We start from the raw sequence: 22,865 nt of genomic DNA, 5'->3' as shown, positions 1-22,865 counted from the left end.
ACCCCTTGATCCCCTCCCTTTCAGGGAGGGGACGTTAAGTCGTCTGCCACCCGCCGCCGAGCGCCTTGAACAGATCGACCTGCGTATCGGCGATCTGCGCGTCCGCGTTCGCCAGCGCCGCCTCGGCGTCGGCGAACGTGCGTTCGGCGTCGAGCAGTGCGAGGCTGTCGATGTCCCCCTCGCGCTGGCGGGCGCGGGCGATGTTTACCGCGGCCAGCGCCTCGGTCTGCGCCGCCTGCAGCGCGCTGCGGCGCTCGAGCGCATGGGCATAGGCCGAGAGCGCGGTCTCGGTCTCCTGCAGCGCGCCGAGCACGGTGCCGTCGAAGGTCGCCAGCGCGGCCTGGGTGTCGGCCTCCGCCGCGGCGATGCGGGCGCGTGCCGGTTCGGGATTGACCGCCCAGTTGATCAGTCCGCCGAGCAGCCAGCGGAGCGGCCCGCCCGTGAAGATGTCGCCGACATTGTTGCCAGTCGACCCGACCGATCCGCCGAGGCTGATCTTCGGATAAAGGTCGGCAGTGGCGACGCCGATCCGCGCGGTGTTCGCGGCGAGGCGGCGCTCCGCGGCGCGGATGTCCGGGCGGCGGGCGAGCAATGCCGCACCATCGCCGACCGGGATCGGCTGGTTCAGGCGAAGCGTCTCGCTTCGCGCCCGCGCCGTATCGGGCAGATCAGCCGGCGCGCGTCCGGTGAGCGTGGCGAGGCGGAACAAGGCCGCGTCGCGCTCGGCCGCCAACGCGGGGACTTCGGCCTGACGCTGGTTGCGCAGCGCACCGATCCGCGCCGTATCGAGCCGCGTCGCGAGACCGACGCCGCGGCGGCGCTCGGTCAGGTCGATCGACTGGTCGAGCAACTTCACGATGCGCTCGGCGACCGCGAGTCGCTCGGCGGCGGAGGCGGCGTCGGCATAGGCGCGCGCCGTCTCGGCGGCGACGATCACGCGGACTGCGTCGGCATCGGCCTCGGCAGCGGCGAGATCGCCGCGGCCCGCCTCGACGTTACGCGAAACGCGGCCGAACAGGTCGACTTCGTAGGAGACGTCGAGCCCGGCATCGATCTGCCAATCCTCGCGCGGGGCACCGGCGGGGCGCTGGCTCTCGGGCAGGCGGCCGTAATTCGCGCCGGCGCTGACGCCCGCCTGCGGCAACCGGTCGGCTTTCGCGCCGCGCAGCACGGCGCGCGCGCGGGCAATGCGGGCGACTGCGACGCGGACATCGGTATTGGCGGCGAGCGCGTCGGTGACGAGCTGGTCGAGCACCGGATCGTTATAGAGGCGCCACCAATCGCCCTTGACCGGCTCGGCGGTGACCGCGGTGCTGGCCGCGACGAAATTGCCGGAAGCGGCCTGGGGATGGACCGGTGCGACATAATCGGGACCGGCTGCGCAGGCGGCTAGGGCAAGCGCGGAGACGGCGGCGAGGAGATTGCGATAGGTCATTTCATTTCCTCCTGCGCGTCCCCCCGGCTTTCGCCGGAGGGACGGCTGGTGATTACTCAGCCGGCTGCAGTGCCGGCTCGTGGCCGCCCGTGGATCCACGCCGCCTGCGCGCGAGACGCTGTCCAAGCCCGCGGCAGACGACGTAGAAGGTTGGGGTGAAGAGCAGGCCGAACGCGGTCACGCCCATCATCCCGAAGAACACCGCAGTGCCCAGCGCCTGGCGGAGCTCGGCCCCTGCCCCGCTCGCGATCAGCAGCGGCACCGCGCCGAGGATGAAGGCGAACGACGTCATCAGGATCGGCCGCAGGCGGTCACGCGCGGCACGCACCGCGGCTTCCACCGGCGATAGCCCGTCCTGTGCCTCGGCCTGCTGCGCGAACTCGACCACGAGGATCGCATTCTTGGCGGCGAGCGCGATCAGCACGACCAGCCCGATCTGGGTGAGCACGTTGTTGTCCATGCCGCGCAGGTTCACCCCGGCCATGGCCGCGAGCAGACACATCGGCACGATCAGGATGATCGCGAGCGGCAGGGTCAGGCTCTCATATTGCGCGGCGAGCACGAGGAAGACGAACAATACGGCCAGTCCGAATACGAGGCCCGCGGTGCTTCCCGCCATCTTCTGCTGATAGGCAATGCCGGTCCATTCGGCGTCGTAGCCGGGGGGCAATTGGCTGGCGATCTTCTCCATCGAGTCGAGCGACGCACCCGAGCTGTAGCCGGGGGCGGTGTCGCCATCGACCTCGACCGCAGGGAACAGGTTGTAGCGCGTGACGCGATACGGCCCGGTCTTGTTCTCGAAGGTCGACACCGAACCGATCGGCACCATCGCGCCGGAGTTCGAGCGGGTCTTCAGATTGGCGATGTCCGCCTCGGTCGCCCGGAACGGCGCATCGGCCTGCGCGGTGACGCGATAGGTGCGGCCGAGCATGTTGAAGTCGTTGACGAAGGTCGAGCCGAGATAGACGTTGAGCGCCTCGAACACGCGTTCCGGCGGCACGCCCAGCAGGTTTGCCTTGCGCCGGTCGATGTCGGCGAAGACGCGGGGGGTGGAGGTGTTGAAGAAGGTATAGATCTGCTTGAGGCCAGGGGTCTGGTTGGCCTGGCCGATCAGCCCGAACGCGGTCTTGCCGAGATTCTCATAGCCATGCTCGCCGCGGTCCTCGACCATCATCCGATAGCCGCCGGCCGAGCCGATGCCCTGGATGAGCGGTGGCGGGACGACGAGCAGCATCGCCTCGTTGATGTCCGCGGTGCGCGCACGCGCCTCGTTCATGATGTCGGCGTAGTTGACGCCGAGCTTCTTGCGCTCCTCGAACGAGAGCAACGGCACATAAGCGGCGGCCGAATTCGGGGCGAGCGTCTGCGACGGACCGTCGAAGCCGGCGAGCATCACCGAGCCCTTGACGCCCTTGATCGGCAGGATGCGCGCGACGACCTTGCGCATCACTTCGTCGGTGCGCTCGAGCGACGAGCCCGGCGGCAGCTGGATGACGGTGAGGAAGTATCCCTGGTCCTGCGCCGGGATGAAGCCGACCGGCGTCACCCAGAAGGTCGCGACGGTCGCGGCGATGAGGCCGGCATAGACGACCATCATCCGCTTCGGCCGGGTGACCAAAGCGCGGGTGAGGCGCGAATAGCCCTCGCTCATCCGCTCGAAGCCGCGATTGAAGGCGTCGGCGCCGCGGCGCACGACGCGCGAGATCGGACCCTTGGGCTCGCCCTCATGCCCCTTGAGCAGCAGCCCGGCGAGTGCGGGCGACAGGGTCAGCGAGACGAGCAGCGAAATCGCCGTCGCCGCCGAGATGGTCACTGCGAACTGCTTGTAGAAGGCGCCCGACAGACCGTTGAGGAACAGGGTCGGCAGGAACACTGCAAGCAGCACGAGGACGATCGCGACTAGTGCGCTCGACACTTCGTCCATCGAAGTGCGCGCCGCCTCGAGCGAGGACATGCCCTTGGCGAGGTTGCGCTCGACATTCTCGACCACGACGATTGCGTCGTCGACGACGATGCCGATCGCCAGCACCAGGCCGAACAGCGAGAGGTTGTTGAGCGAGTAGCCGAGCGGCAGCAGCACCGCCATCGTGCCGATCAGCGATACGGGAATCGCCACCACCGGGATGATCGCCGCGCGCCATTTCTGGAGGAAGACGATCACCACCAGCACGACGAGCAGGATCGCCTCGCCCAGCGTGTGATAGACCGCGTCGATCGACTGGGAGATGAACTCGGTCGGGTTGTAGATGACGCGATACTCGAGGCCCTTGGGGAAGTTCTTCGACATCGCCTTGAGCTCGTTCTCGACCGCCGTCGCCGAAGCGAGCGCGTTCGAGCCCGGGCGCTGGAAGACGCCGAGGATCACGGTGGGCTGGTTGGAGAGATAGGTGTTGGAGGAATAGTCGGCGGCGCCCAATTCGACCCGCGCGACGTCGCTGACACGGACCTGACGGCCGTCGGCGTCGGTGCGGATCACGACCTGCCCGAACTCGGCCGGGTCCTTGAGGCGCCCCTGGGTCTCGATATTGAGCTGGAAGGCGTTGCCGCTGGGGGTGGAGCCCGGCTGGCCGAGCGTGCCCGCGGCGACCTGGATGTTCTGCGAACGCAGCGCCTGGACGATGTCGCCGGCGGTCAGGTCGAGCGCGGCGGCGCGGCCGGGATCGATCCACACGCGCATCGCATAGTCGCGCGCGCCGAACATGCGGACGTCGCCGACGCCTTCGATGCGCGCCAGCCGGTCCTTGACCTGGGTCAGCGCGTAATTCGAGATGTAGCTGCGATCGACCGAATTGTCGGGCGAGATCAGATTGACCACCATCAGGAAGTCCGGGGTGGTCTTGCGCGTCACCACGCCGAGCCGCTGGACTTCCTCGGGCAAGCGCGGGATCGCGACCGCGACGCGGTTCTGCACCAGCACCTGCGCGGCATCGAGATCGGTGCCCGACTTGAAGGTGACGGTGATCGTGACATTGCCATCGCCGGTCGATTGCGACGACTGGTAGAGCATGTCGTCGACGCCGTTGATTTCCTGCTCGATCGGCGCGGCCACCGTTTCGGCGACCGTCTCGGCCGAGGCGCCGGGATAGCCGGCGGTAACCGTCACCGTCGGGGGCACGATGTCCGGATATTGCGAGATCGGCAGCGCGAGATAGGCGATCGCGCCGATGATCGTGATGACGACCGAGATGACCGCCGCGAAGATCGGGCGCGTGATGAAGAAGCGTGAGAGGCGCATGGGCCTACTCCTCGTGAGAGGGTTCTATGAAGCTTGAGCCAGTCCAGTTCCCCGGCGAAGGCCGGGGCCCAGTTGCAATGCCGTTCGAGAGGATAGCCTCCGCTCGCCGGGACCGTCGAACCTGGGCCCCGGTCTTCGCCGGGGAACAGATCTGGATCGAACGCTATTTGGGTCCTGCCGCCGGGCTCTTGGGGACCGCCCGGCGGCAGGTCGGTCAGCGAGCGAAGGTGGCTTCGCCCGTGACCGGAGCCGATACGACCGGCGCTGCGGCCACTGCCTGCGGCTCGATCTTGCCCGGCTTGACCTGGACCTTGGTGCCCGGCGGCACGACCTGCGCACCGGCGAGAACGACGCGGTCCTGCGGCGCGAGACCCGCACGGACGACGCGAAGCCCGTCGACCACCGGCCCGACCGTCACCGGTTTGGGCTGGAGCGTGCCGTCCTTGCCGACGGTCATCACGATCTTGCGCGCCTGGTCAGTCGACAGCGCCGAGTCCGGAATCAGCAGCGCCTGCGTGGTGCCGCCTGCCGAAAGCCGCATGTTGCCGAACATGCCGGGAGTGAGGAACATCCCCGGATTGCGCAGCACCGCGCGGCCGCGGATCGTTCCCGAGCGCGGATCGAGCCCGTTATCGGTGAAGTCGAGCCCGCCCTTCCAGCGATAGTCGGTCTCGTCCTGCAGCCGGATCTCGACCGGCGACTGGGCGCCGCCCGCCGCCGCGGCACGCTTGGCCTTGAGGAACAGCGCCTCCGATCCGTCGAAGCTGAAATAGATCGGATCGAGCGCGTTGATCGTCGTGAGCAGCGACCCCGCCGCCCCTTCGCCCGCTGCGACCAGATTGCCGGCATCGACCTTGCGGTCAGAGATGCGGCCGGCGATCGGGGCGCGGACCTGCGTGAACTCGACATCGAGTGCACGCGCGCGGACCCGTGCCTGGGCCGCGGCGACCGAGGCATTGGCCGCACGGACCCGCGCCTGGAGCCGCTCGACATCGCTCTTGGATACCGCTTCCGCCGCGACCAGCCGCTCGGCGCGGCCGAGATCGGAACGGGCGAGCGCGAGATCACTCTGCGCGGTGGCGAGACCCGCACGTGCCTCGGCCAGCGCCGCGGCGAGCGGACGCGCATCGAGCGTGAAGAGCAACTGGCCCTTCTGGACGATCGCGCCGTCGGTGAAGTGGATACCGACGACCTGCCCCGAGACGCGCGGACGCACCTCCACGCTGCGGCTCGCCTCGAAGCGGCCGACATAATCGTCCCACTCGTTGATCTGGCGGACCAAAGGCTGGGCGACGGTGACGGTGGGCGGCGGCGGCGCGGCGAGCGCAGGCGCCTGCCGATTGGCGAGCCCCATGCCGCCGGCGATGAGCAGAACCGGCAGCGCGACGAGCGCGCCCTTCTGCCAGAGCGGGCGACGCTTCGGCTGCGCCCCCGGCTCGTTCTGGTCGGGCTCCGCCGACTCGATACGCGTGACCATGTTCATGCACGATTTCCCTGATTCAGGGCTGCCCGGCCCCGGCTGATGCTGGCGAGCAGCGTTTCATATTGTTCGAGCGAAAAGCCCGCCTCGTGGAAGGCGCGGATCGCGGCGCGCGGCACGGTGTAACCCCGGTGCCAGGCGTGGACTGCGAGGCGGCGAAGCGCCTCGAGACGGGTGTCGGCGAGCGCGGGATTGGGCCGCTGACCGCCGAAGATCATCGTGAGCGCCGTGGCAAGCTTGCCCGGCTTTTCGAGCGACGAGAGCCGATCGTTCTGCGCGATCGCCACGACCTGCCATTCGAGCGCGGAGAAGCCGGTCTCGGTGCGTGGTGCGGCGATCATGTCGGCGGGCATTGCGACCGGGCTTCCCTCGAGCGCGGAAAAGTTGAGATAGGCCATGGTTGTTCTCCCTTCTGGCCGGCGGCGGACGCACCGCTCCCCTGCCCGCGACACAGGGCCACGGGATCACCGGCGAATGTTGTCGCAAAGGCAGCCGTCATCGTCCGGGCAAACACGCCCGGGCCAGGATGGCTAAGCCTGGAAACTGGATCGGCGCGCGAAGCGCCGGTGGTTCAGGCCGTGGCCCGATCCCGCTGGTGGCAAGGCTGACGCATAGGCAGCTCCTTCGTCTGGTCCCGTTGTCGAAGGTGACTTCTCACTTCCATACCGACTGGTATAGAAATCGTGCTGCGATGCGTCAAGGGCTTTCTATACTGGTTGGTATTTTTATTGTCGAGGGGCGAAATGCGAGGGGCTGGCTCACCCCGCCAAGGCCGCCGCGACCCCGGCACGGTTCGCCCGGCGCCATTTGCCGGGCGCCAGTCCGATATGGCGCGAGAAGACGCGCGTGAAATGGCTCTGGTCCGAAAAACCGCAGGCCGCGGCGATTTCCGCCAGCGACAGATCGGACTCGCGCAGCAGCGTCACGGCGCGCGCGATGCGCTGGCGGATGAACCAGTGATAAGGCGACGTGCCGACAGTGTTGACGAAGCCTTTGATGAAATGATTGACCGACACGCCGAGCGGCCCTGCCACTTCGGCGAGCAGCAGCGGACGGTCGGTCTGATTGAGCATCAAATCGGTCGCCAGTTTGACCTGCCAGGGCGCGAGTTGTGCACGATCGCCCGCGCGGCGTTGCCGCGGCAGGCTCGGCGGCAGGTCACAGGGCGCGCTCGACCCACTCGCGGCCCCTTCGAAGTCGAAGATGGGACTGCCTTCCATACGCACCCCGCCCGTTCTCGCCTCGCACCAGGGACGCGCGTCCCTGGCAAGCCGCAGGCACGACTTCACCGTCGCCGAGTCAAAGGCCTCGACGCCGAAGTCCTGTCGCTGCTTGCTATCAGGATGACACCGCGAGACCGGCGAGGTGGCAGAACGAACACCGCAAATCGCGCTCGACGCGTCGCACTTGCGCAACCGCGCGTCGGATTGCGCCTGCTCAGCCTCGCACGGGCGCGGCGGCGTCGAGCTTCACCTTGCAGGATCCGGTATAGAGTTGCGCGAGATCGTAGGTGACTGCATCGTTGGCATTGGCGACGAAGATGTCGGCAGTGCCGGTGCGTGGGTCCGCGCCGGTGATCACCACCAGCTTGACCGCGGTGTCGCTGATCGGCGCGGTCATCTCGACGCGCTCGGGCCAGAGGTCGACGACGCGCTCGAAGCGCAGCGACGGCGATGCCAGGCCGTCCGGGTCCGCGACGATCCGCGTACGCGGATCGACTGGCTCGGGCGGCCGCGGCGCCTGGGGCGGCGGCGTCGTCCGCACCGGGATCGGCGGCAGGAAGAGCCCGAGCCGATAGTGCCCGGCGAACTTGTAGTCCGTGACCTTCTGGTCCTTGTCGGGGTCGAAATTGGTGATCCGCCCGAGCGCGCAATCGAGCTGCCGCGCGGGCAGCAATCCGGGCGCAGCCTGCGCGGTGATCTCGGCGGACGGAGGCTTGGCGGCATGCTCGCCACGCAGCGCCGCCACCGAAGCCACACCAGCGGCCGCCAGCATTCCGGCCAGCGCAAGCTTTGCGATCACGGGCCAGCCTCCTCAACTGTCATTTGATCCGTCAGCGCGCGAAGGCGAGGCCTTTTCGTCTCCGACAGCTGTAGTTCGCGCGATAAACCGACAATATTGCATCGATGTTACTCAAATCACCGAGAACCTATTAAACAATATTGTCCCAATAACATGATATACACTTATGAGCCCAACATTGTTCTGTGACTTATCACAAAAGACGGGGACTCGATGCCAGCCTGGCGGAAAGCGCGAGCGAACAGCACAGTGCTGCGCGTGGGGTCGTTGCTGGCGCTGATCGCCGTTCCTGCCGCGCCTGCCGAAGCGCAATCCGTGTCCCCACCGCTGGTCGAGGATCGTGCCCGCGCGCTCGACTGCATGACGCTCGCGGTAGCCTATGAGGCCGGGTACGAGACAGTGGAAGGCCGCGCCGCGGTCGCCGAAGTGATCCTCAATCGCGTCCGCGACCCGCGCTTTCCCAAATCGGTGTGCGGCGTCGTCTTCGCCGGATCGACCCGGCGCACCGGCTGCCAGTTCACCTTCACCTGTGACGGATCGCTGCGCCGCCCGCTCCCCGCCGCGGTGCTGCTCGGCGCGCGAACGATCGCCGAGCAGGCGCTCGACGGGCTCGCCCAACCGCGCGTCGCCGGCGCCACGCATTATCACGCCGATTATGTCAGCCCCTATTGGGCACCGAGCCTGGTGCGCACCGCCAAGATCGGCGCGCATATCTTCTATCGCAGCGCCGCGTCAGGTGCGGCGGTGCCCGGCGGCGCGTTGATCGCGCCTGCTGCGCCCGCTCCCGTCGTGCCCAAGCTCGAACCCGCGCCGCCCTTCGCGCCCTGGGGCCTGCGCGTCGAGACGCCGCCGCCCGATCCGGCTCATTCGTAGGCGCGAATCCGGTAAGGCTCGCTGTCGACGCCGGTGAGCTCAAGCGTGACGCTGCGACGCGCACGCGCGCCGTCGGGCAATGTCGCCTCGACGGTGATCACCAGCGGTCGCCCGATCAGCGTCGGCACGTCGGCAAAGGCGATCGCGGTCGTCTGCCCCGCCGCCTCGCGCGACCGGTCGAGCGCGGCCGGCCCGTCCTCGCCGCCTTTGTCCATCACTGCCAACGCGCGCGCATCGGCGAAGCGCGGGTCGAAGAAGCTGCGCGCGCCCGAGTTGCTCGTGGCGATCGTCTTGATCCGCGCCACCGTCGCCGCATCGAAACCGCGCACCGCGCCGAGTTCGTCGATCGTCGCCAGGAATCCGTTTGCCGGGGCGATGCCGCGCGCGGCGTAATAGCCGCGTTCGGCGCCGTCCCGGCGGACCATGTCGTCGTCATCGCGCCAGTCGAGCAGCGAGTCGCGCGCAATCGCCAGCCGCTCGCCGCCCAGCCCGGCCGTCTCGAGCAGGCGAGTCACTTCGGTCTCGCTCAGCATGTTGAGCGGGACCTTGCCACGATCGTCCTGGACGCGGATCCGCAGCCGCGCATCGCCAAAGGTTTGATCGTGGACCCGGCCGTCGATCGGCCAGCGATCGGTGACGTCGCGGGCGAGCAGCCCCTGCAGCGCCAGCGCGATCCCTGCATCTGCCGCGGCGCGGGTCTGGAGCGCGGCCTGCTCGGCACCGACGTCCGCCAGCGACATCCGCGTCGCGCCGAGCAGGGTCAGCGCCATCGCCGCGAACACCGCGATGCTGGCGACCGCGGCGACCAGCGCATAGCCTTCCTCATCGCCACGCGGTTTCACGGGATGCGGCCCTGGGTCTTGAACGGCTCGAGCGTGCGCAGCTTGGCGCGCAGTTCCTCGGTCACCGCGCGGCCGTCATCGGGCGTGCGGATCACGTGCGGCTTGAGCAGCACGATCAGCTCGGTGCGGTTCTGGGTATTGTTATGGTTGCCGAACAGCGCCCCGACCACGGGGAGCCGCGACAGCAGCGGGATGCCGTTCTTGCCGAAGGTCTTGGCGTCGCGGAACAGCCCGCCCAGCGCGATCACCTGCCCGTCCTGCACTGCCACCGATGTCGAGATGCGCCGCGTCGAGATCGTCGGCGATGCGATCGTGCCGGTGCGTGCCGCACCGAGTGCCACATCGCTGACTTCCTGCGACACGTCGAGCAGCACCAGCCCGTTGGCGTTGACCCGCGGGGTGACCTTGAGGATCACCCCGGTGTCGCGATATTCGATCGAATTGACGATCGGCGCGTCGGGATTCTCGACGCTCACCGCGTTGCCCGACGAGATCGGCACCTGGTCGCCGACCTGGAGCGCCGCGGTCTGGTTGTTGAGCGTGACCAGCTTGGGCGCCGAGATCACCTTGAGGTTGGTGCGCTGCTCGAGCGCGTTGAGCGTCGCGGCGATGTCGCTGCCCGAGAGGAAATAGGAGAAACCGGGCAGGTTGCGCGTCGGGCTGGGGGTGGTGCCCTCGCCGAGGGTGAAGTTGCTGCTGCCGGTCAGCCAGTTCCACTGGACGCCGTAGCGCAACGTGTCGGTGAGCGTCACTTCGGTGATCGCCGCCTCGATCATCACCTGGAGCGGCGGCAGGTCGAGCTTGCGCAGTGCGTCCTCGACCACGGCATAGTCGCGCGGGCTGGCATAGACCACGACCGCGTTGTTGACGTCGTCGGCAGTGAGCTGCGCACTGCCTTCCGCCGCGCCGGTCGCGGGCTCGGGGGTTGCCGCTGCCGGGCGCGTCGCCGCGTCGCCGGTCGCGGGCTTGGCGGCAGCGTTCGCCGGTCGCGCGGGCTCGGTCGGCGCGAACGGATCGACATCCCCGCCCGCATCGCCGCCGCCATTGCCGAACGCGCGGTTGAGCGTGCGGGCGAGATCGCGCGCGCGCCCGTTCTGGACGCGGTAGACGAAGATCCGCTTCTCGGCGCTCTCGCCTTCGCGATCGAGCACCTCGATCCAGCGGCGGACATCCTCGATATATTGGCGCTGCGCGGTCACGGCGAGGATGCCGTTCAAGCGCTCCATCGCGATCAGCCGCACCAGCCCGCGCGTCGGCGCGTCGGGGGCGTTGATCAGTTTCTCGAGCTCGGGGACGATCAGCCGGCTGTCGGTGCGCTGGGGCACGAACAAGGCGAAGCTCATGTTGCGCAGCCAGTTTACGTCGAACTGGCGGACGAGGTCGCGTGCGCTCTGGCGCTGCCCGGTGGTGCCGGCAATGGTGATGCGGTTGCCGCCGGGATCGACCGCGGTGACCACGCCCGGCAGCACGCCGTCCAGGATCTTGCGCAATTCGGCGGCATTGATGAATTCGAGCGCGATCGCCTCGGTGCCGAAGCCGACCGCGTCCGGCCCGACCGGGGCCTGCGCCGCGGCCATCGGGCGCACGAGATAGCCCTGCCCCGCCGGTACCAGCGCGAGGTTCGCCGCGCGTAGCGCGCTCTCGAACAGCCCGATCACTTCGGAGCGCGCCACGCCGCCCGGGGTCACCAGCGAGACCTGGCCGTTGGCCGCCGGATCGACTTCGACCGCCACGCCGGTCGCCGCCTGCACCGCCGCCGCCGCCGCGCGGACATCGGCATTGGGCAAGGTCAGCGAGACATCGCCCTTGCGCGGCGGCCGCGCCGGGCGCGCCGCGCCCTGCGGCACCGGCGCCTCGCCGCCGACGATGCTCGATCGCAGCTCGGGCGCGGCACGCTCGGCCTCGGCGACGATCGCGGGCGGCGTCGGCATCTCGACCGGCCGCACCGGCCCCGGCCCGCTGCACCCCCCGGCGGCAAGCGCCGCTGCCGCGATTCCCTGGCTCAACCGCGTCCGCGCGTTCATTGCTCGCCTCCGCTCGTCTGCGGCACTGCCGCCGCCCCCACCTTGCCGCCGAAGCGCACCGTCGTCCGCGCGCCGCCGCGCACCAGCAGCGCCTCGCTTGCGCCGAGCGCATGCAGCCGCCACCCCTCGATTCGTCCGCCTATGCCGACGCGCTCGACCCGTCCGTCGGGGCGCTGGACCATGGCGAAGGCCGAGCGCCCCACCCGCACCGCCCCGACCAACGTCGCGGCCGGGGCCGCGGCGGCCGCGGCCGATGACGCCGCCGCCGGCGGCTGCGGGACGAACAAGGATCGCAGCGGCCCGGCATCGGCGCGCGGCATCGCGGGCAGCCCGGCGAGGCGCGTCTCCCCGCCCCGCACCGGGCCGGCATCGGGCAGCTCGAGCGGATCGGGCACGAGCAGTTGAAACGCCAGCGCAGCCCCCAGGACGGTGGCCAGGAGCAGCGGCACCGCCGCGCTGCTATCGAGCGCGGGCAAGCGGGATCGAAGCTTCAATCTGCACCTCCAGGGCGGAAGGCTGGCCGCTGACCAGCGCAGTGTCGGCACCGACGGTGAGGCTGTCGATGATCAGGTAAGGCGGCGCATCCTGCAGCCGGGCCAGCGTCGCGGCGAGCTGCGCCTGGCTCATCCGCGCAGTGGCGCGGGCCTGCGCCCAGCCCGCCCGGCCCTCGCCATCGGCGCCTTCGCGGAACACCCCGCCGCTCTCCTCGATCGCGCGCTGGAGCCGGCCCTTGAGCGCCTCGCGCCCCGCCTCGGCGCTCTGCGTGTCTAGGACGAACCCGGTGGTCGCGGCGCGCGCGCGCTCGGCCTGGCGGCGCAACCGCGGGATCGCGCCGATCGTGCCGACATTGTGCGCATAGAGCTGCATCAGTTGCTCGCGGCGCTCGGCACGCGCGGCAAACCCCGCCATGACCGGCGCGACCAAAACAAAATTGACCAACGCCAGCACCGCGGTGAGCAGCAGCAGCGCCACCAGCCGGCGTTCGCGCGCGGACAAGGGCCGGATCATCGCGGCACCCTGCGCGCCGAGACGTCGAACGGATCGCCGATCGGCGAAGCCGCCTGCGCGTCGGCCGCCTCGCTGCGCACTTCCGCGAAGCGCCCCGAGCGGCGCAGCGCGGTCGCGATATCGCTGCTTGCTGGACGATAGCCGGCGAGCCGCACCGTCGCCCCGTCCCAGGTGTAGCGCTGGAGCCAGGCTCCCTCGGGTAGCGCGCCGGCGACATCGGCGAGCGTGCCGAGCGCATCGTGCTGCCGCCGCAGCGCGAGCGACCGGGCGACGAGCGCGCGATCGCGCTGGGCTCGGCCGGTGATCGTCTGCGCCACCGCAACCGCCGGCCGCTGCTCCTCGACCAGCGCCTCGAGTTCGGCGACGCGCGCTGAATCGCGCCAGATCCACACGCCCAAATTGAGCAGCACCAGCCCCGCGACGAGCCCCCACAACCACGGCGCCGCGCTGCGCGCCGGCGCGAGCAGCCCCGCACGCCGCATCGCCGGCGCGAAATCGAGCGGCGGGTCGTCGAGCGCGACTCGCACCGCGACGATCTTCGCGGCACCGATCGCCAACGCGATCGCCCGCGCCTGCTCAATCGGCAGTCCGGCGACCTCTACCATCACGCGTCCCGCGCCGGCCTCCCCGGTGCGCCGTGCCGCGAGCAGCACCTCGCCCGCGGGAAACGGGAACAAGGTCTCCGCCTCGAGCGCGAGCATCTCACGCAAATCGCGCTCGCCGACCCGCGGCCGCGCGATCCGGCGCGTCAGGCACAGGCGCGCCGGGATTGCCACCATCGCCCGCATCCCCGGCCGCGCGCCCGGCAACGCGCCGTCCGCATAGTCGAGCCGCTTGAGCCTGCGCCCCGGCGCTCGGCGGAAACGCGCCGGCACGGTCCCGACAAGCTCCTCCACCCACCAGCGCCAGCCCGAGACGAGCATCCGCCCGAGCGTCTGCATGTCGGCGTCGAGGATGCCACGCCCGCTCATCCGACGGCCTTGCAGCCGCCGGTCAGCGGGTCGACCGGGCAATTTGCGTCAGGCGCGACGCCCGGCCGGACGATCAGGTCGGGCCAACGCCGCGTGTCGCCCGCGGGAAACTCGACATGGATCCGCACCAGCGCCGGCGGCTGCGGCCGATCCCACCAGCGCGACTGCCACCCCGGCTGCGGATTGCCCGGCACGGTGCCGTAATAATGGATCGACAGCAGCGCGGTGCCGGTCAGCAACGGCACCGGCGTCCAGCCGGCCAGCCCACGCGCGCTCAAATCCAGATCGGGCTTGCGCGTGCTCGCGGTGAACAAGGTCAGCGTGCCCGTCGCGGTGCGGAGCAGACGATAATATTGCAGCGCGTCGGGCGCGGCCCGATCCGCCGGCGGCGCTACGAAGCGCAGCACGCCCTCCTCGCCGCGCAAGTCGACGATCGGCGTGAGCGCATCGGTCCGCATCACCGGGCGCAGCCGCTCGATCGTGCGGCGCAGGACCCGCTGCGCCGCGACGACTTCCTCGAGATCGCCGCTGCGCAGCCGCTCGCGCTTGGCGACAACCCCCGCCAGCTGCAGCCCGGCGAGCAGCAGCGCCGCCGCCATTCCCATCAGACTCAGCCCGACGAGCAATTCGACCAAGGTGAATCCGCTGGATGCGAGCGGCGGCGCGCGGCGCGAAGGAACGGGCGTGACCATTGGTCAGCGCTTCAGCCGCAGCGTCTGGACGCTCGCCAGCCGGCGCCCGCGCTCGGCCACTTCGATCCGCACCAGTTCGAGCGGCGGACCACTCGCGCGCGCGCCGCCGCCGCGTGGCTGGCGCGTCACGCGCCAGTCGAGGCCGTGCCAGCTTCCCGCCTCGCCGCGGGCGCTCAGCGGCATAGGCACCTGCGCCTGGTCGAGCAGCGATTGCGCGAGCATCACCGCCTCGCGCCGCCGCGCCAGGCTCTGGCCCATGAAGCCGCTGACCCCGACGCTGTCGAAGAACAATCCGGTCATTGCCGCGATCACCGCCAGCGACACCAGCGCCTCGACCAGGCTGAACCCCTCGGCGCGGCGCCGGCTCATTGCGCGCGCTCGATCCGGCCGGTTGCCGCGTCGATCGTCCAGCCGCGGCGGCGCACGCCATCGACGAGCGTCACGCTCCCGCCCTCGGCGCTGCCGTCGGCGTGGAAGCGGATGCCGCGCGCCGGCCCCGCGATCGTGCAGTTATCGCTCACGCGGCTCTCCGTGCCCGCGAACGCGAAGCCATGGCCGTCACGGGCGATGTCGAAGCGGATTCCGGCCTCGCCGCGGAACGCCGCGGCGCGCGCCGATCGCAGCCCGAGCTCGACCTGCATCGCCGCGTCGGCAAAGTCCTGGCCGCGCATCGCCTTTTCCACCGCCGGGAACGCAATGCCCGACAGCAAGGCGAGGATCGCCAGCACGACGAGCATCTCGAGCAGCGTGAAGCCGCCATCCTGCGCGCGCCTACCAATTGCCGACATCCCGCGCCTCGCCGGTGCCGCCCGGTGCGCCGTCAGATCCGAGCGAGAAGACATCAACCTCGCCATGCTCTCCCGGCACGCGCAGCAGATAGGGCCGCGACCAGGGATCGATGATCGCCTTGGCCTCGGGGAGATAAGGGCCGTTCCAATTGGGCACGTTGGCCGGCGCCTTGAGCAGCGCGTTGAGCCCCTCCTCCTGAGTCGGGTAGCGCGATGCGTCGAGCTTGAAGAGATTGAGCGCGGCGGCGACGTTCTTCGCCTGGACCCGTGCGGTCTGGGTCTTCGAGCTGTCGAGATATTTGATCACCTGCGGCCCGACGATCGCCGCGAGCAGTCCCAGGATAGCCAGCACCACCAGCAATTCCAGCAGGGTGAAGCCAGTATCGTCCGCGTCTTTCCTCATGATGCCACCGCCAGATCGTTGAAGCCAAGGATTGCCGACATGATCGCGGCGATGATCGACGCCACCGTCGCGCCGAGCACCACGGTGATCGCCGGAGTCAGGATGCCGATCAGCCGCTCGATGCGGGTACGGATGTCGCGTTCTAGAACGTCGGCGAGCCGCGTCAGCATCATGCCGAGCTGCGACGTTTCCTCGCCGGTGCGCAGAAAGCCGATCGCCAGCCGCGGCAGCACCCCGGCGGCGGCGAGCGGCGCGGTCAGCCCGCCACCTTTCTTCACGCCGTCGGCGACCTCGGCGACGGCGCGCGCCAGGACCTGGTTCGATAGCGTGCGCTGCGCGAGCAGCACTGCGGCGGGAAGCGAGACCTCGCCTTCGATCAGCGCGCCCAGCGTGCGGGCGAAGCGCGCAGTGTCGACGCGCCGCACCAGCTCGCCGAGCAAGGGCAATCGCAGTACGACGCGGTCGCGCGCCAACCGCACCCCCGGCTGCCGCCCCGCCATCGCCGCGGCCGCAGTCGCCAGCGCGATGCCGAGCAGCAGCAACAGCCCATGCTCGCGCAGCAGCCGGCTCGCTTGCATCACCACCACCGTCGCGGTCGGCAACGCCTGCGTGGTCGATTCGAACATGCTCTCGAACTGCGGGACGACGAACAGCAGCATCAGCAGCACGACGCCCACTGCAATCACCAGCAGCGCGATCGGATAGATCATCGACGAGACCACCAGCCGCCGCAGCTCGGCCTCCTGCTCGAGCGCGCCCGACAGCCGCGCGAGCGCCGCGCCCAGCCGGCCATTGGCCTCGCCCGCCTCGGCCATCGCCACCGATGCGGGCGCGAAGAGTTCGGGCTTGTCGGCCATCGCCTGCGACAGCGGCACGCCTTCGCGCACCTGGCGCAAGATCTCGGCGAGATGGCCGGCAACCGCCTTGTCCTCTACATTCTCGATCGAAAGCGCGAGCGCGCGGTCGAGCTGCAGCCCGGCATTGAGCAGCACCGCGAGCTCGGAGATCGTCGTCGCCGCGGCCAGCCGAGCGCCGCCGCGCAACCGGCGGGGGCGAGCCGGACGGCGCGGCGCGACCACCAGTTCGAGCGGCGTCGCACCGGTGCGGCGCAGGCTCGCCGCCGCCTGGGCAGTGTCCACGGCCTCGATCTCGCCCGCCAGCGACGATCCGTCGCGCGCGACCGCGCGGTAGCGGAAGCTCGCCATGGTCAGTCGCCCCTCGCCACGCGGAGCACTTCCTCGATCGTGGTCAGCCCCGCTCCGGCCTTGGCGACGCCATCCTCGGCGAGGCTGCGCATCCCGCCCGCGATGCCGGCCGCGACGATCTCGGCGGTGTCGGCGCGGTGGAGCACCAGCCGCGCGACCTGGTCGTCGACGCGGAGGAATTCGAGCAACGCGATCCGCCCGGCATAGCCGCTGCCGCCGCAGCGCGCGCAGCCCTCGGCGCGGTGGAGCCGGCGGATATGCTGCGCCGCCAGGATCGCCGCGAGCTCGTCGGGCACCCCGTCCGCGACATCGTACGGCACGCGGCAATCGGGGCAGAGCCGGCGCACCAGCCGCTGGGCGAGCACGCCGACCAGCACCGATCCCAGCAGGAACGGCTCGACGCCCATGTCGAGCAGCCGCGAGACCGCGCCCGCGGCGGTGTTGGTATGCAGGGTCGACAGGATCATGTGCCCGGTCAGTGCCGCCTGGACGGCGATCTGCGCGGTCTCGGTGTCGCGGATTTCACCGACCATCATCACGTCGGGATCCTGGCGGAGGAACGAGCGTAGTGCCGCGCCGAAGGTGAAGCCGATCACGGGGTTGACCTGGGTCTGGATCACGCCGGGCAGCCGGTATTCGATCGGATCCTCGACGGTCAGCAGCTTGCGCTCGGGCGTGTTGAGCTCGGCGAGCGCGGCGTAGAGCGTGGTGGTCTTGCCGCTGCCGGTGGGGCCGGTGACCAGCACGATGCCGTGCGGGCGCGCGACGGCCTCGCGGATTCGCCCGGCCAGCGTAGCGTCGAACCCGAGCGCGCCGAAATCGAGCGCGAGCTTCGAACGGTCGAGGATGCGCATCACCACGCTCTCGCCGTGAATCGAAGGCGCGGTCGCTACACGTAGATCGACTTCATGTCCCCGCACCGCAATCCGCAACCGCCCGTCCTGCGGCAGCCGGCGCTCGGCGATGTTGAGCCCCGCCATCACTTTGATCCGCGAGACCAGCGACGCGCGCATCGCCGGCGGCAGCCGCCCCGCATCGCGCAGCATCCCGTCAATGCGGAAGCGCACCGCGAGCCCGTCATCGTCGGGCTCGACATGGATATCGGAGGCGCGCTCGTCGGCGGCGCGGGCGATCATGCGATTGACCGCGCGGATCACCGGCGCGTCGCTCACCAGATCCTTCATCCGCTCGAGATCCTCGTCAGCGATCTCGACTTCCGCCTCGGCCTCTAGCGGCTGCGCGCGGTAGAGCCGCTCGATCGCGGCATCGATGTCGCTCGAGCGGGCGAGGACGCGCGTGACCGGGCGGCCGAACCGGAACCCCAGCGCCATCGTCACGAACTTGTCGAACGGGTCGCACACCGCGATGCGGACTTCGTCGGGTCCGGCTAGGATGGGCACTGCGCGGACGTCGCGCAGGAAGGCCGGCGAGAGCTCGGGACCCGCCGCTGCGGACGAGGGCATCGCCGCGGCATCGATCACACGCAGCCCAGTCGCCGCGCTCATCTCGGCCACCAGCCGGTCCTCGGACAGCAGCCCGAGCCGCGTGATGACTGCATCGAGTCGCTCGCCGGTCTCGAGCTCGATCAGCAATGCGCGCTGCAGCGCTTCCTCGGCGAGCAACCCACGCGATCGCAGCAACGTCGGGAGGTCGACCGGCACGGGCGCGGCACCGCCCTCCCCTGCGGGACCGCGCGCCGCATTGTGACAGGAACCTTCAATCCGTTCCGCCGCCTCGGTGATAGTTCCCACCATCGCCGCCTTTCCCTTGGCCGGACTTCCCACCGGGAGTCGCCTGATAATCGCCAACGAACAGGCTGGGCATAGCTGTGGTTTACTACAGTATAGTTTCAGATATATCGTTCTTTTGATTAGGGCGATATTTAGAAACCCGAAATTTGATCTTTCGTTTTTTTCGATATTTTGTCGAACTTTCGACGCTATCATAATTCTGTAATTACGACTCGATAGCAATATGTTGTCGGATCAACGTCGAGTCGCAACCGACCTTAGCAAAATCGATAATTGTACATTATCGATACGCAGTTTTGTGTTGAACACGTCAAGTATAGTTCATGACGCATCAAGCGATGCACGTCTGAAGCAAATGGGACTTTAACGGACCGATAGGCTTCGAACTGCGCCGCGCATCAACAAAAGGTCGTAATCAACGTCATCCCTGCGGATGGCGAAGGACGGACTGCGCCTAGACCAGACCGACACAGCACGGAAGCCCAAGTTCAGATCAACAGGAGACGAACATGAAGCGTTTCAACGTCATGCTTCTGGCGACGATCGCCAGCAGCGCCATGGCCACCGCGGCCTATGGCCAGAGCCTGCCCGCCCCTACCGACACCTATCTGCGCGGCGCCGGCGCCACGTCGATCCAGAACGTCGTCGTGCAGGAAACCAACTGCATCGGCGACCACCAGCAGCTCGGCGTCTCGACCGGTGCGCTGTCGACCGTTCCCGAGATGAACTTCGCTTCGCCGCCTTATTCGGTCGCGTTCAACTGCGACGAGACCGCCGCCGGCGGCCGCGAGATCCAGCACAACTTCGCGGCACGCTACATCGCGACCGGTTCGGGCTTCGGCCGTCAGGCCTGGCGCCTGAACAGCTACCAGTTCTCGGCGACCGTCCAGAACCCGTTCGTCAACAATGCGCTCGACACCACTGCCAGCTGGAGCCACGTCCAGTTCGCCTTCTCCGACGGCGGCGCTGCGCCTTCGGACATCCAGGCGTACAACAACGCCACGACGGGCGCGTCGACCTTCGGCGGCAAGCCGATCCAGTTCCCGAAGTACGTGCTCCCGGTCGGCGTGGCCTATGACCCGGTCTATGGCCGCGACACTAACCCGCTCGCACCGCAGGACTTCACCTTCCGCGTCACTTCGCCGCGCACCATCAACGGCGTCGCCGCGGGTGGCCTGCGGATGAGCCGCGACACCTATTGCAAGGTGTTCAACGGCGCGATCGTCAACTTCAACGACGCAGCGTTCACCGCCGACAATGGCGGCACTTCGCTGCGTGACGTCGACGACAGCACCACGCGCTGGAATGCCGACGGCGTTCCGGTCCGCCTCGTCGGCCGCATGGACCGTTCGGGCACGACCGACATCTTCACCCGCGCGCTCGCCGCACAGTGCAACATCTCCGGCCTGACCAACAAGTACGCCGTCAACGCCGAGACGCTGCCCTACGACCGTACCCCCGGCGCGAACGTGCCCGACTATAAGAACGTCCGTGCGGATACCGGCGCTTCGCCCAGCTCGACCCAGCCGGTTGCCGGCACGACCAACTCGATCGGCAACCAGTATTACGACGGCACCGGGATCGTCACGCTAACGCCTCCGGCGGGCTCGCAGACGGGCCTTCCGTCGAACCCGACGGGCGCGGCCGGCAGCGGTCTCTATCTGCTCGCCGACGGCAGCGGCCGCGTTCGTGACGCGATCCGCTTCGCACCGGACTATGCCTCGCCGACCGCGAGCAACGTCCTGCTCAACGGCAAGATCGGCTATATCGGTTCGGACTTCATCGCCGGCTCCGACTCGGCCGCATCGGCACCGCTGTTCGCCGCCGCGCTGCAGAACCCCAATGTCAGCGCCACCACCTGGGTGATGCCGGAGGGTCCGCAGGCCACGTCGGCCTTCGGCTCGATCACGCCGCCGGAATCGGACTCGGCGGGCGCATGGCAGACGGGCGACACCCGTTTGGTTCGCAATCCTGCAGGCGGCGCCAACATCGCTGCCACCCGCACCAATCCGCTCGCTTGGTATGACGTGATGTATGCAGCGGGCAGCACCCTCGCCGATCCGGGCGCGGGCTATCCGATCACCGGCACCGTGCAGTTCCTGGGTCACCAGTGCTACGCGACGAACAATCGCCGGAACATGGTCGAGTTCATTGGTCATAATCTGGGCGTCTACTCGAACGACGAGAACGGTGCCGCTCTACCCCAGAATGCAAACATGTTCATCGGCATCGGCGGCACGACCCCCGGCCTGCTCGATCGTTCGAACATCGGTGCGGTGCCGCTCGCATGGCGCAATGCCATCAGCCAGACCTTCCTCCGCAACTCGACCCAGGTCGATGCGGCTGGTGGCTCCACGGCATTGGGCACTCTGAATCTCTGGATCCAGAACAGCCCGAGCCGCGCTGCGACCACCACGACCAATGCAACGGTCTGCACCGGCCTCGCCGGCGCCTGAACCGATCGAAAGCTGCACGCAACTCGGCGGCCCTGGAGCAATCCAGGGCCGCTTTTTTCATGGCCTTCATGCGCAGCAAGACCGTCGAAAGGTCGTATATTCGCTAAAAGAAACGGGCCCCCCGCCCGGACCATCGCCCGGGCGGCCGCCATTTCATACGAGGATCGAAGTCAGGCGACGACGCGCAACTCGGGCGCCTGGCGAGTCCAGTTCGGAACGACCATCGCCAGGGTGACCTCGATCATCGCTGGCGCGGCCAGCTTCAGCGTCAGACCAGCGCTGCCGTTGGTCCAGCGCCACGCATGCTGTTCGTGCCGCTCGAGCGGGTAGAAGCCCTCAGCCAACCGTTCGTCCTCAAGCGCCATCGGCACGCCGTCGATGCGCAGTTCGGCGAGCGCGACGCCAAGCCGGCGGTCGTCGCCGAGACCCGGCATCATCTGGCCCAGCACGTTGCTGTTCGAGCGCAGCGTCAGCGCATCGACCGCCGGCGCCGCGAACCAGAAGCGGTTGCCCGCCTGATGCAGCGGCGCGATCTCCTGGCCTTCGGCGATCAGACGCAGCGCCGGGTCATCGGACTTGACCCAGCCCAGCGCCTCAGCCTGAGCGTGAAGCCGCTGCTGCACTTCCACCAATTGCGGCCCCGCTGCGACCATCGGGGCACATGCCTCGTCCCAACTCCGCGGATCGAGGCGACCATGCACTTCGGTGAATTCAGCCGCATTAGCGAAGCTGCTGCGGTTGCCGTCATCGAGATAGCTCTCGCACGGCAAGCCCTCGGCCAGGATCACGTCATGGCTGCCAAGCTCGACATGATAGTAGCGGACCTGCTCCACCTGCTCCTGGACGATGGTAGCGCCGTTGATCAGATATCCCGCCGGAATCAATACGCCGTCGACATAGATGGCATGGCCAGGCGAGACACGCAGGTCGCGCTCGGGCAGTCCCATACCGAACGCGTCGGCGCGAATGCACACCGGATGCACTTCCCACGGACGCGGGTGTCGGGAGGGATAATTTAGCGACATCGCGAGCCACTTTACAGAACGTACTGCTCCGGACAAAGTTTGCACCAAGTCATTCGCGCGCAGGCCTTCGATCGCAACTATACCGCGCGCAGTGGCTATACGCGTACCTGCCACGAAGCAAGCCAGCCCCTCCGCCTGAAAGGGAGCGGGATCGAATTCGAATGTCCCGTCTACTCGCGTATCGATAGGTAGTGCGCCAGTTGACCCTTGAGCTAGATAGAACGGATTTTGGCCAGTATTGATCGAATGGGCACCAGTACTGGTATCCACACTCACCGGCGTGATAAATATGCCCTTTTCATCTTGAGCAACTATGGCGAACTCAGCAGGAAATGCCGCCCCATTACTATCTATAAAATCTACGCCGATAATAACGCCAGCAGCTGTGCCCGAACCGCTAGATAATGTTATGTTGTTGTCAAAAGTCGAAGACGTAATTTTTATGCTTGAGTATCCAGTACCCTGGCCAGATATAAAAAATGATGCAGTTCCGTCATTATAGCGATACCCACTCAATGTTTCATTAAATTCACTATCATCTACCTGCAATCCGTAGAGATTTTGACCGGATATTACCAACCCAATCAATGGCGTCGCATCATTTATATTTGATAGCGGCATGTGATTTCTCCCATATTATCGATAAATTTTACAT

General features: G+C 68.2%; 20 protein-coding genes. 2 read left to right on the top strand and 18 right to left on the bottom strand.

The window, feature by feature from the left end:
• Positions 1-34: 34 nt before the first annotated feature.
• The 6 genes from AC3WJI_RS09830 to AC3WJI_RS09805 all read right to left on the bottom strand — a co-directional run bounded on the left by AC3WJI_RS09830 (position 35) and on the right by AC3WJI_RS09805 (position 8,172).
• Entirely contained in the window at positions 35-1,435 is a 1,401-nt protein-coding gene (locus AC3WJI_RS09830) for an efflux transporter outer membrane subunit (RefSeq protein ID WP_492757079.1), read from the bottom strand.
• Positions 1,436-1,487: 52 nt separating this feature from the next.
• Entirely contained in the window at positions 1,488-4,670 is a 3,183-nt protein-coding gene (locus tag AC3WJI_RS09825; protein WP_492757078.1) for an efflux RND transporter permease subunit, read from the bottom strand.
• Positions 4,671-4,884: 214 nt separating this feature from the next.
• Positions 4,885-6,153 carry an efflux RND transporter periplasmic adaptor subunit gene (locus AC3WJI_RS09820; RefSeq protein WP_492757077.1) on the bottom strand — a complete coding sequence of 423 codons (1,269 nt, stop codon included), beginning with the start codon at positions 6,151-6,153 and terminating at the stop codon, positions 4,885-4,887.
• Entirely contained in the window at positions 6,150-6,548 is a 399-nt protein-coding gene (locus tag AC3WJI_RS09815) for a hypothetical protein (protein WP_492757076.1), read from the bottom strand. Before AC3WJI_RS09815 ends, AC3WJI_RS09820 begins: the two co-directional genes overlap by 4 nt.
• Positions 6,549-6,908: 360 nt before the next feature.
• Entirely contained in the window at positions 6,909-7,370 is a 462-nt protein-coding gene (locus AC3WJI_RS09810) for a helix-turn-helix domain-containing protein (protein WP_492757075.1), read from the bottom strand.
• Positions 7,371-7,587: 217 nt separating this feature from the next.
• Positions 7,588-8,172, bottom strand: coding sequence for a hypothetical protein (locus AC3WJI_RS09805; protein ID WP_492757074.1), 585 nt, complete (start codon positions 8,170-8,172; stop codon positions 7,588-7,590).
• A gap of 258 nt (positions 8,173-8,430) precedes the next feature.
• Here AC3WJI_RS09805 and AC3WJI_RS09800 point away from each other — a divergent pair, with 258 nt between their 5' ends.
• Positions 8,431-9,045 carry a cell wall hydrolase gene (locus AC3WJI_RS09800; protein WP_492757073.1) on the top strand — a complete coding sequence of 205 codons (615 nt, stop codon included), beginning with the start codon at positions 8,431-8,433 and terminating at the stop codon, positions 9,043-9,045.
• Here AC3WJI_RS09800 and AC3WJI_RS09795 read toward each other — a convergent pair.
• Genes AC3WJI_RS09795 through AC3WJI_RS09745 form a run of 11 tightly spaced genes read right to left on the bottom strand, consistent with a single transcriptional unit; the run spans position 9,036 to position 18,732 of the window.
• Positions 9,036-9,887, bottom strand: a complete 852-nt coding sequence (locus AC3WJI_RS09795; protein WP_492757072.1) for a hypothetical protein — start codon at positions 9,885-9,887, stop codon at positions 9,036-9,038. The genes AC3WJI_RS09800 and AC3WJI_RS09795 overlap by 10 nt on opposite strands.
• Positions 9,884-11,911, bottom strand: a complete 2,028-nt coding sequence (gspD, locus tag AC3WJI_RS09790; protein WP_492757071.1) for a type II secretion system secretin GspD — start codon at positions 11,909-11,911, stop codon at positions 9,884-9,886. Before gspD ends, AC3WJI_RS09795 begins: the two co-directional genes overlap by 4 nt.
• Complete coding sequence (locus AC3WJI_RS09785) at positions 11,908-12,387, bottom strand: hypothetical protein (RefSeq protein ID WP_492757070.1); 480 nt, start codon at positions 12,385-12,387, stop codon at positions 11,908-11,910. Before AC3WJI_RS09785 ends, gspD begins: the two co-directional genes overlap by 4 nt.
• A complete protein-coding gene (gene gspM, locus AC3WJI_RS09780; RefSeq protein ID WP_492757069.1) occupies positions 12,371-12,919 on the bottom strand; it encodes a type II secretion system protein GspM in 549 nt (182 codons plus the stop codon). Before gspM ends, AC3WJI_RS09785 begins: the two co-directional genes overlap by 17 nt.
• A complete protein-coding gene (locus tag AC3WJI_RS09775; RefSeq protein ID WP_492757068.1) occupies positions 12,916-13,890 on the bottom strand; it encodes a hypothetical protein in 975 nt (324 codons plus the stop codon). The genes gspM and AC3WJI_RS09775 overlap by 4 nt, the downstream gene beginning before the upstream one ends.
• Positions 13,887-14,582, bottom strand: a complete 696-nt coding sequence (locus tag AC3WJI_RS09770) for a prepilin-type N-terminal cleavage/methylation domain-containing protein (RefSeq protein ID WP_492757067.1) — start codon at positions 14,580-14,582, stop codon at positions 13,887-13,889. Before AC3WJI_RS09770 ends, AC3WJI_RS09775 begins: the two co-directional genes overlap by 4 nt.
• A 3-nt stretch (positions 14,583-14,585) precedes the next feature.
• On the bottom strand, positions 14,586-14,951 hold the full coding sequence (locus tag AC3WJI_RS09765; protein WP_492757066.1) for a type IV pilus modification PilV family protein: 366 nt from the start codon (positions 14,949-14,951) through the stop codon (positions 14,586-14,588).
• A complete protein-coding gene (locus tag AC3WJI_RS09760; protein WP_492757065.1) occupies positions 14,948-15,370 on the bottom strand; it encodes a prepilin-type N-terminal cleavage/methylation domain-containing protein in 423 nt (140 codons plus the stop codon). Before AC3WJI_RS09760 ends, AC3WJI_RS09765 begins: the two co-directional genes overlap by 4 nt.
• The gene (gene gspG / locus AC3WJI_RS09755; protein ID WP_492757064.1) at positions 15,354-15,773 is read right to left on the bottom strand and encodes a type II secretion system major pseudopilin GspG; all 420 of its coding nucleotides are present in this window, start codon (positions 15,771-15,773) and stop codon (positions 15,354-15,356) included. The genes AC3WJI_RS09760 and gspG overlap by 17 nt, the downstream gene beginning before the upstream one ends.
• Complete coding sequence (locus AC3WJI_RS09750; protein ID WP_492757063.1) at positions 15,770-16,978, bottom strand: type II secretion system F family protein; 1,209 nt, start codon at positions 16,976-16,978, stop codon at positions 15,770-15,772. The genes gspG and AC3WJI_RS09750 overlap by 4 nt, the downstream gene beginning before the upstream one ends.
• Before the next feature lie 2 nt (positions 16,979-16,980).
• Positions 16,981-18,732 (bottom strand): GspE/PulE family protein, encoded by a 1,752-nt coding sequence (locus AC3WJI_RS09745; RefSeq protein ID WP_492757062.1) that lies wholly within the window; start codon positions 18,730-18,732, stop codon positions 16,981-16,983.
• Positions 18,733-19,238: 506 nt separating this feature from the next.
• Here AC3WJI_RS09745 and AC3WJI_RS09740 point away from each other — a divergent pair.
• Complete coding sequence (locus tag AC3WJI_RS09740; protein WP_492757061.1) at positions 19,239-21,185, top strand: type 2 periplasmic-binding domain-containing protein; 1,947 nt, start codon at positions 19,239-19,241, stop codon at positions 21,183-21,185.
• A gap of 170 nt (positions 21,186-21,355) precedes the next feature.
• On the opposite strand, the gene AC3WJI_RS09735 is transcribed toward AC3WJI_RS09740, so the two are convergent.
• Positions 21,356-22,831: a Hint domain-containing protein gene (locus AC3WJI_RS09735; RefSeq protein ID WP_492757060.1), complete on the bottom strand. Its 1,476-nt coding sequence runs from the start codon at positions 22,829-22,831 to the stop codon at positions 21,356-21,358.
• Between the last annotated feature and the right edge of the window lie 34 nt (positions 22,832-22,865).

The sequence above is a fragment of the Sphingomonas sp. FW306-1B-B10E genome (assembly GCF_058782005.1).
The sequence above is the reverse complement of the archived record's forward strand: the minus strand, read 5'-3'. Positions and strand labels throughout refer to the sequence as shown.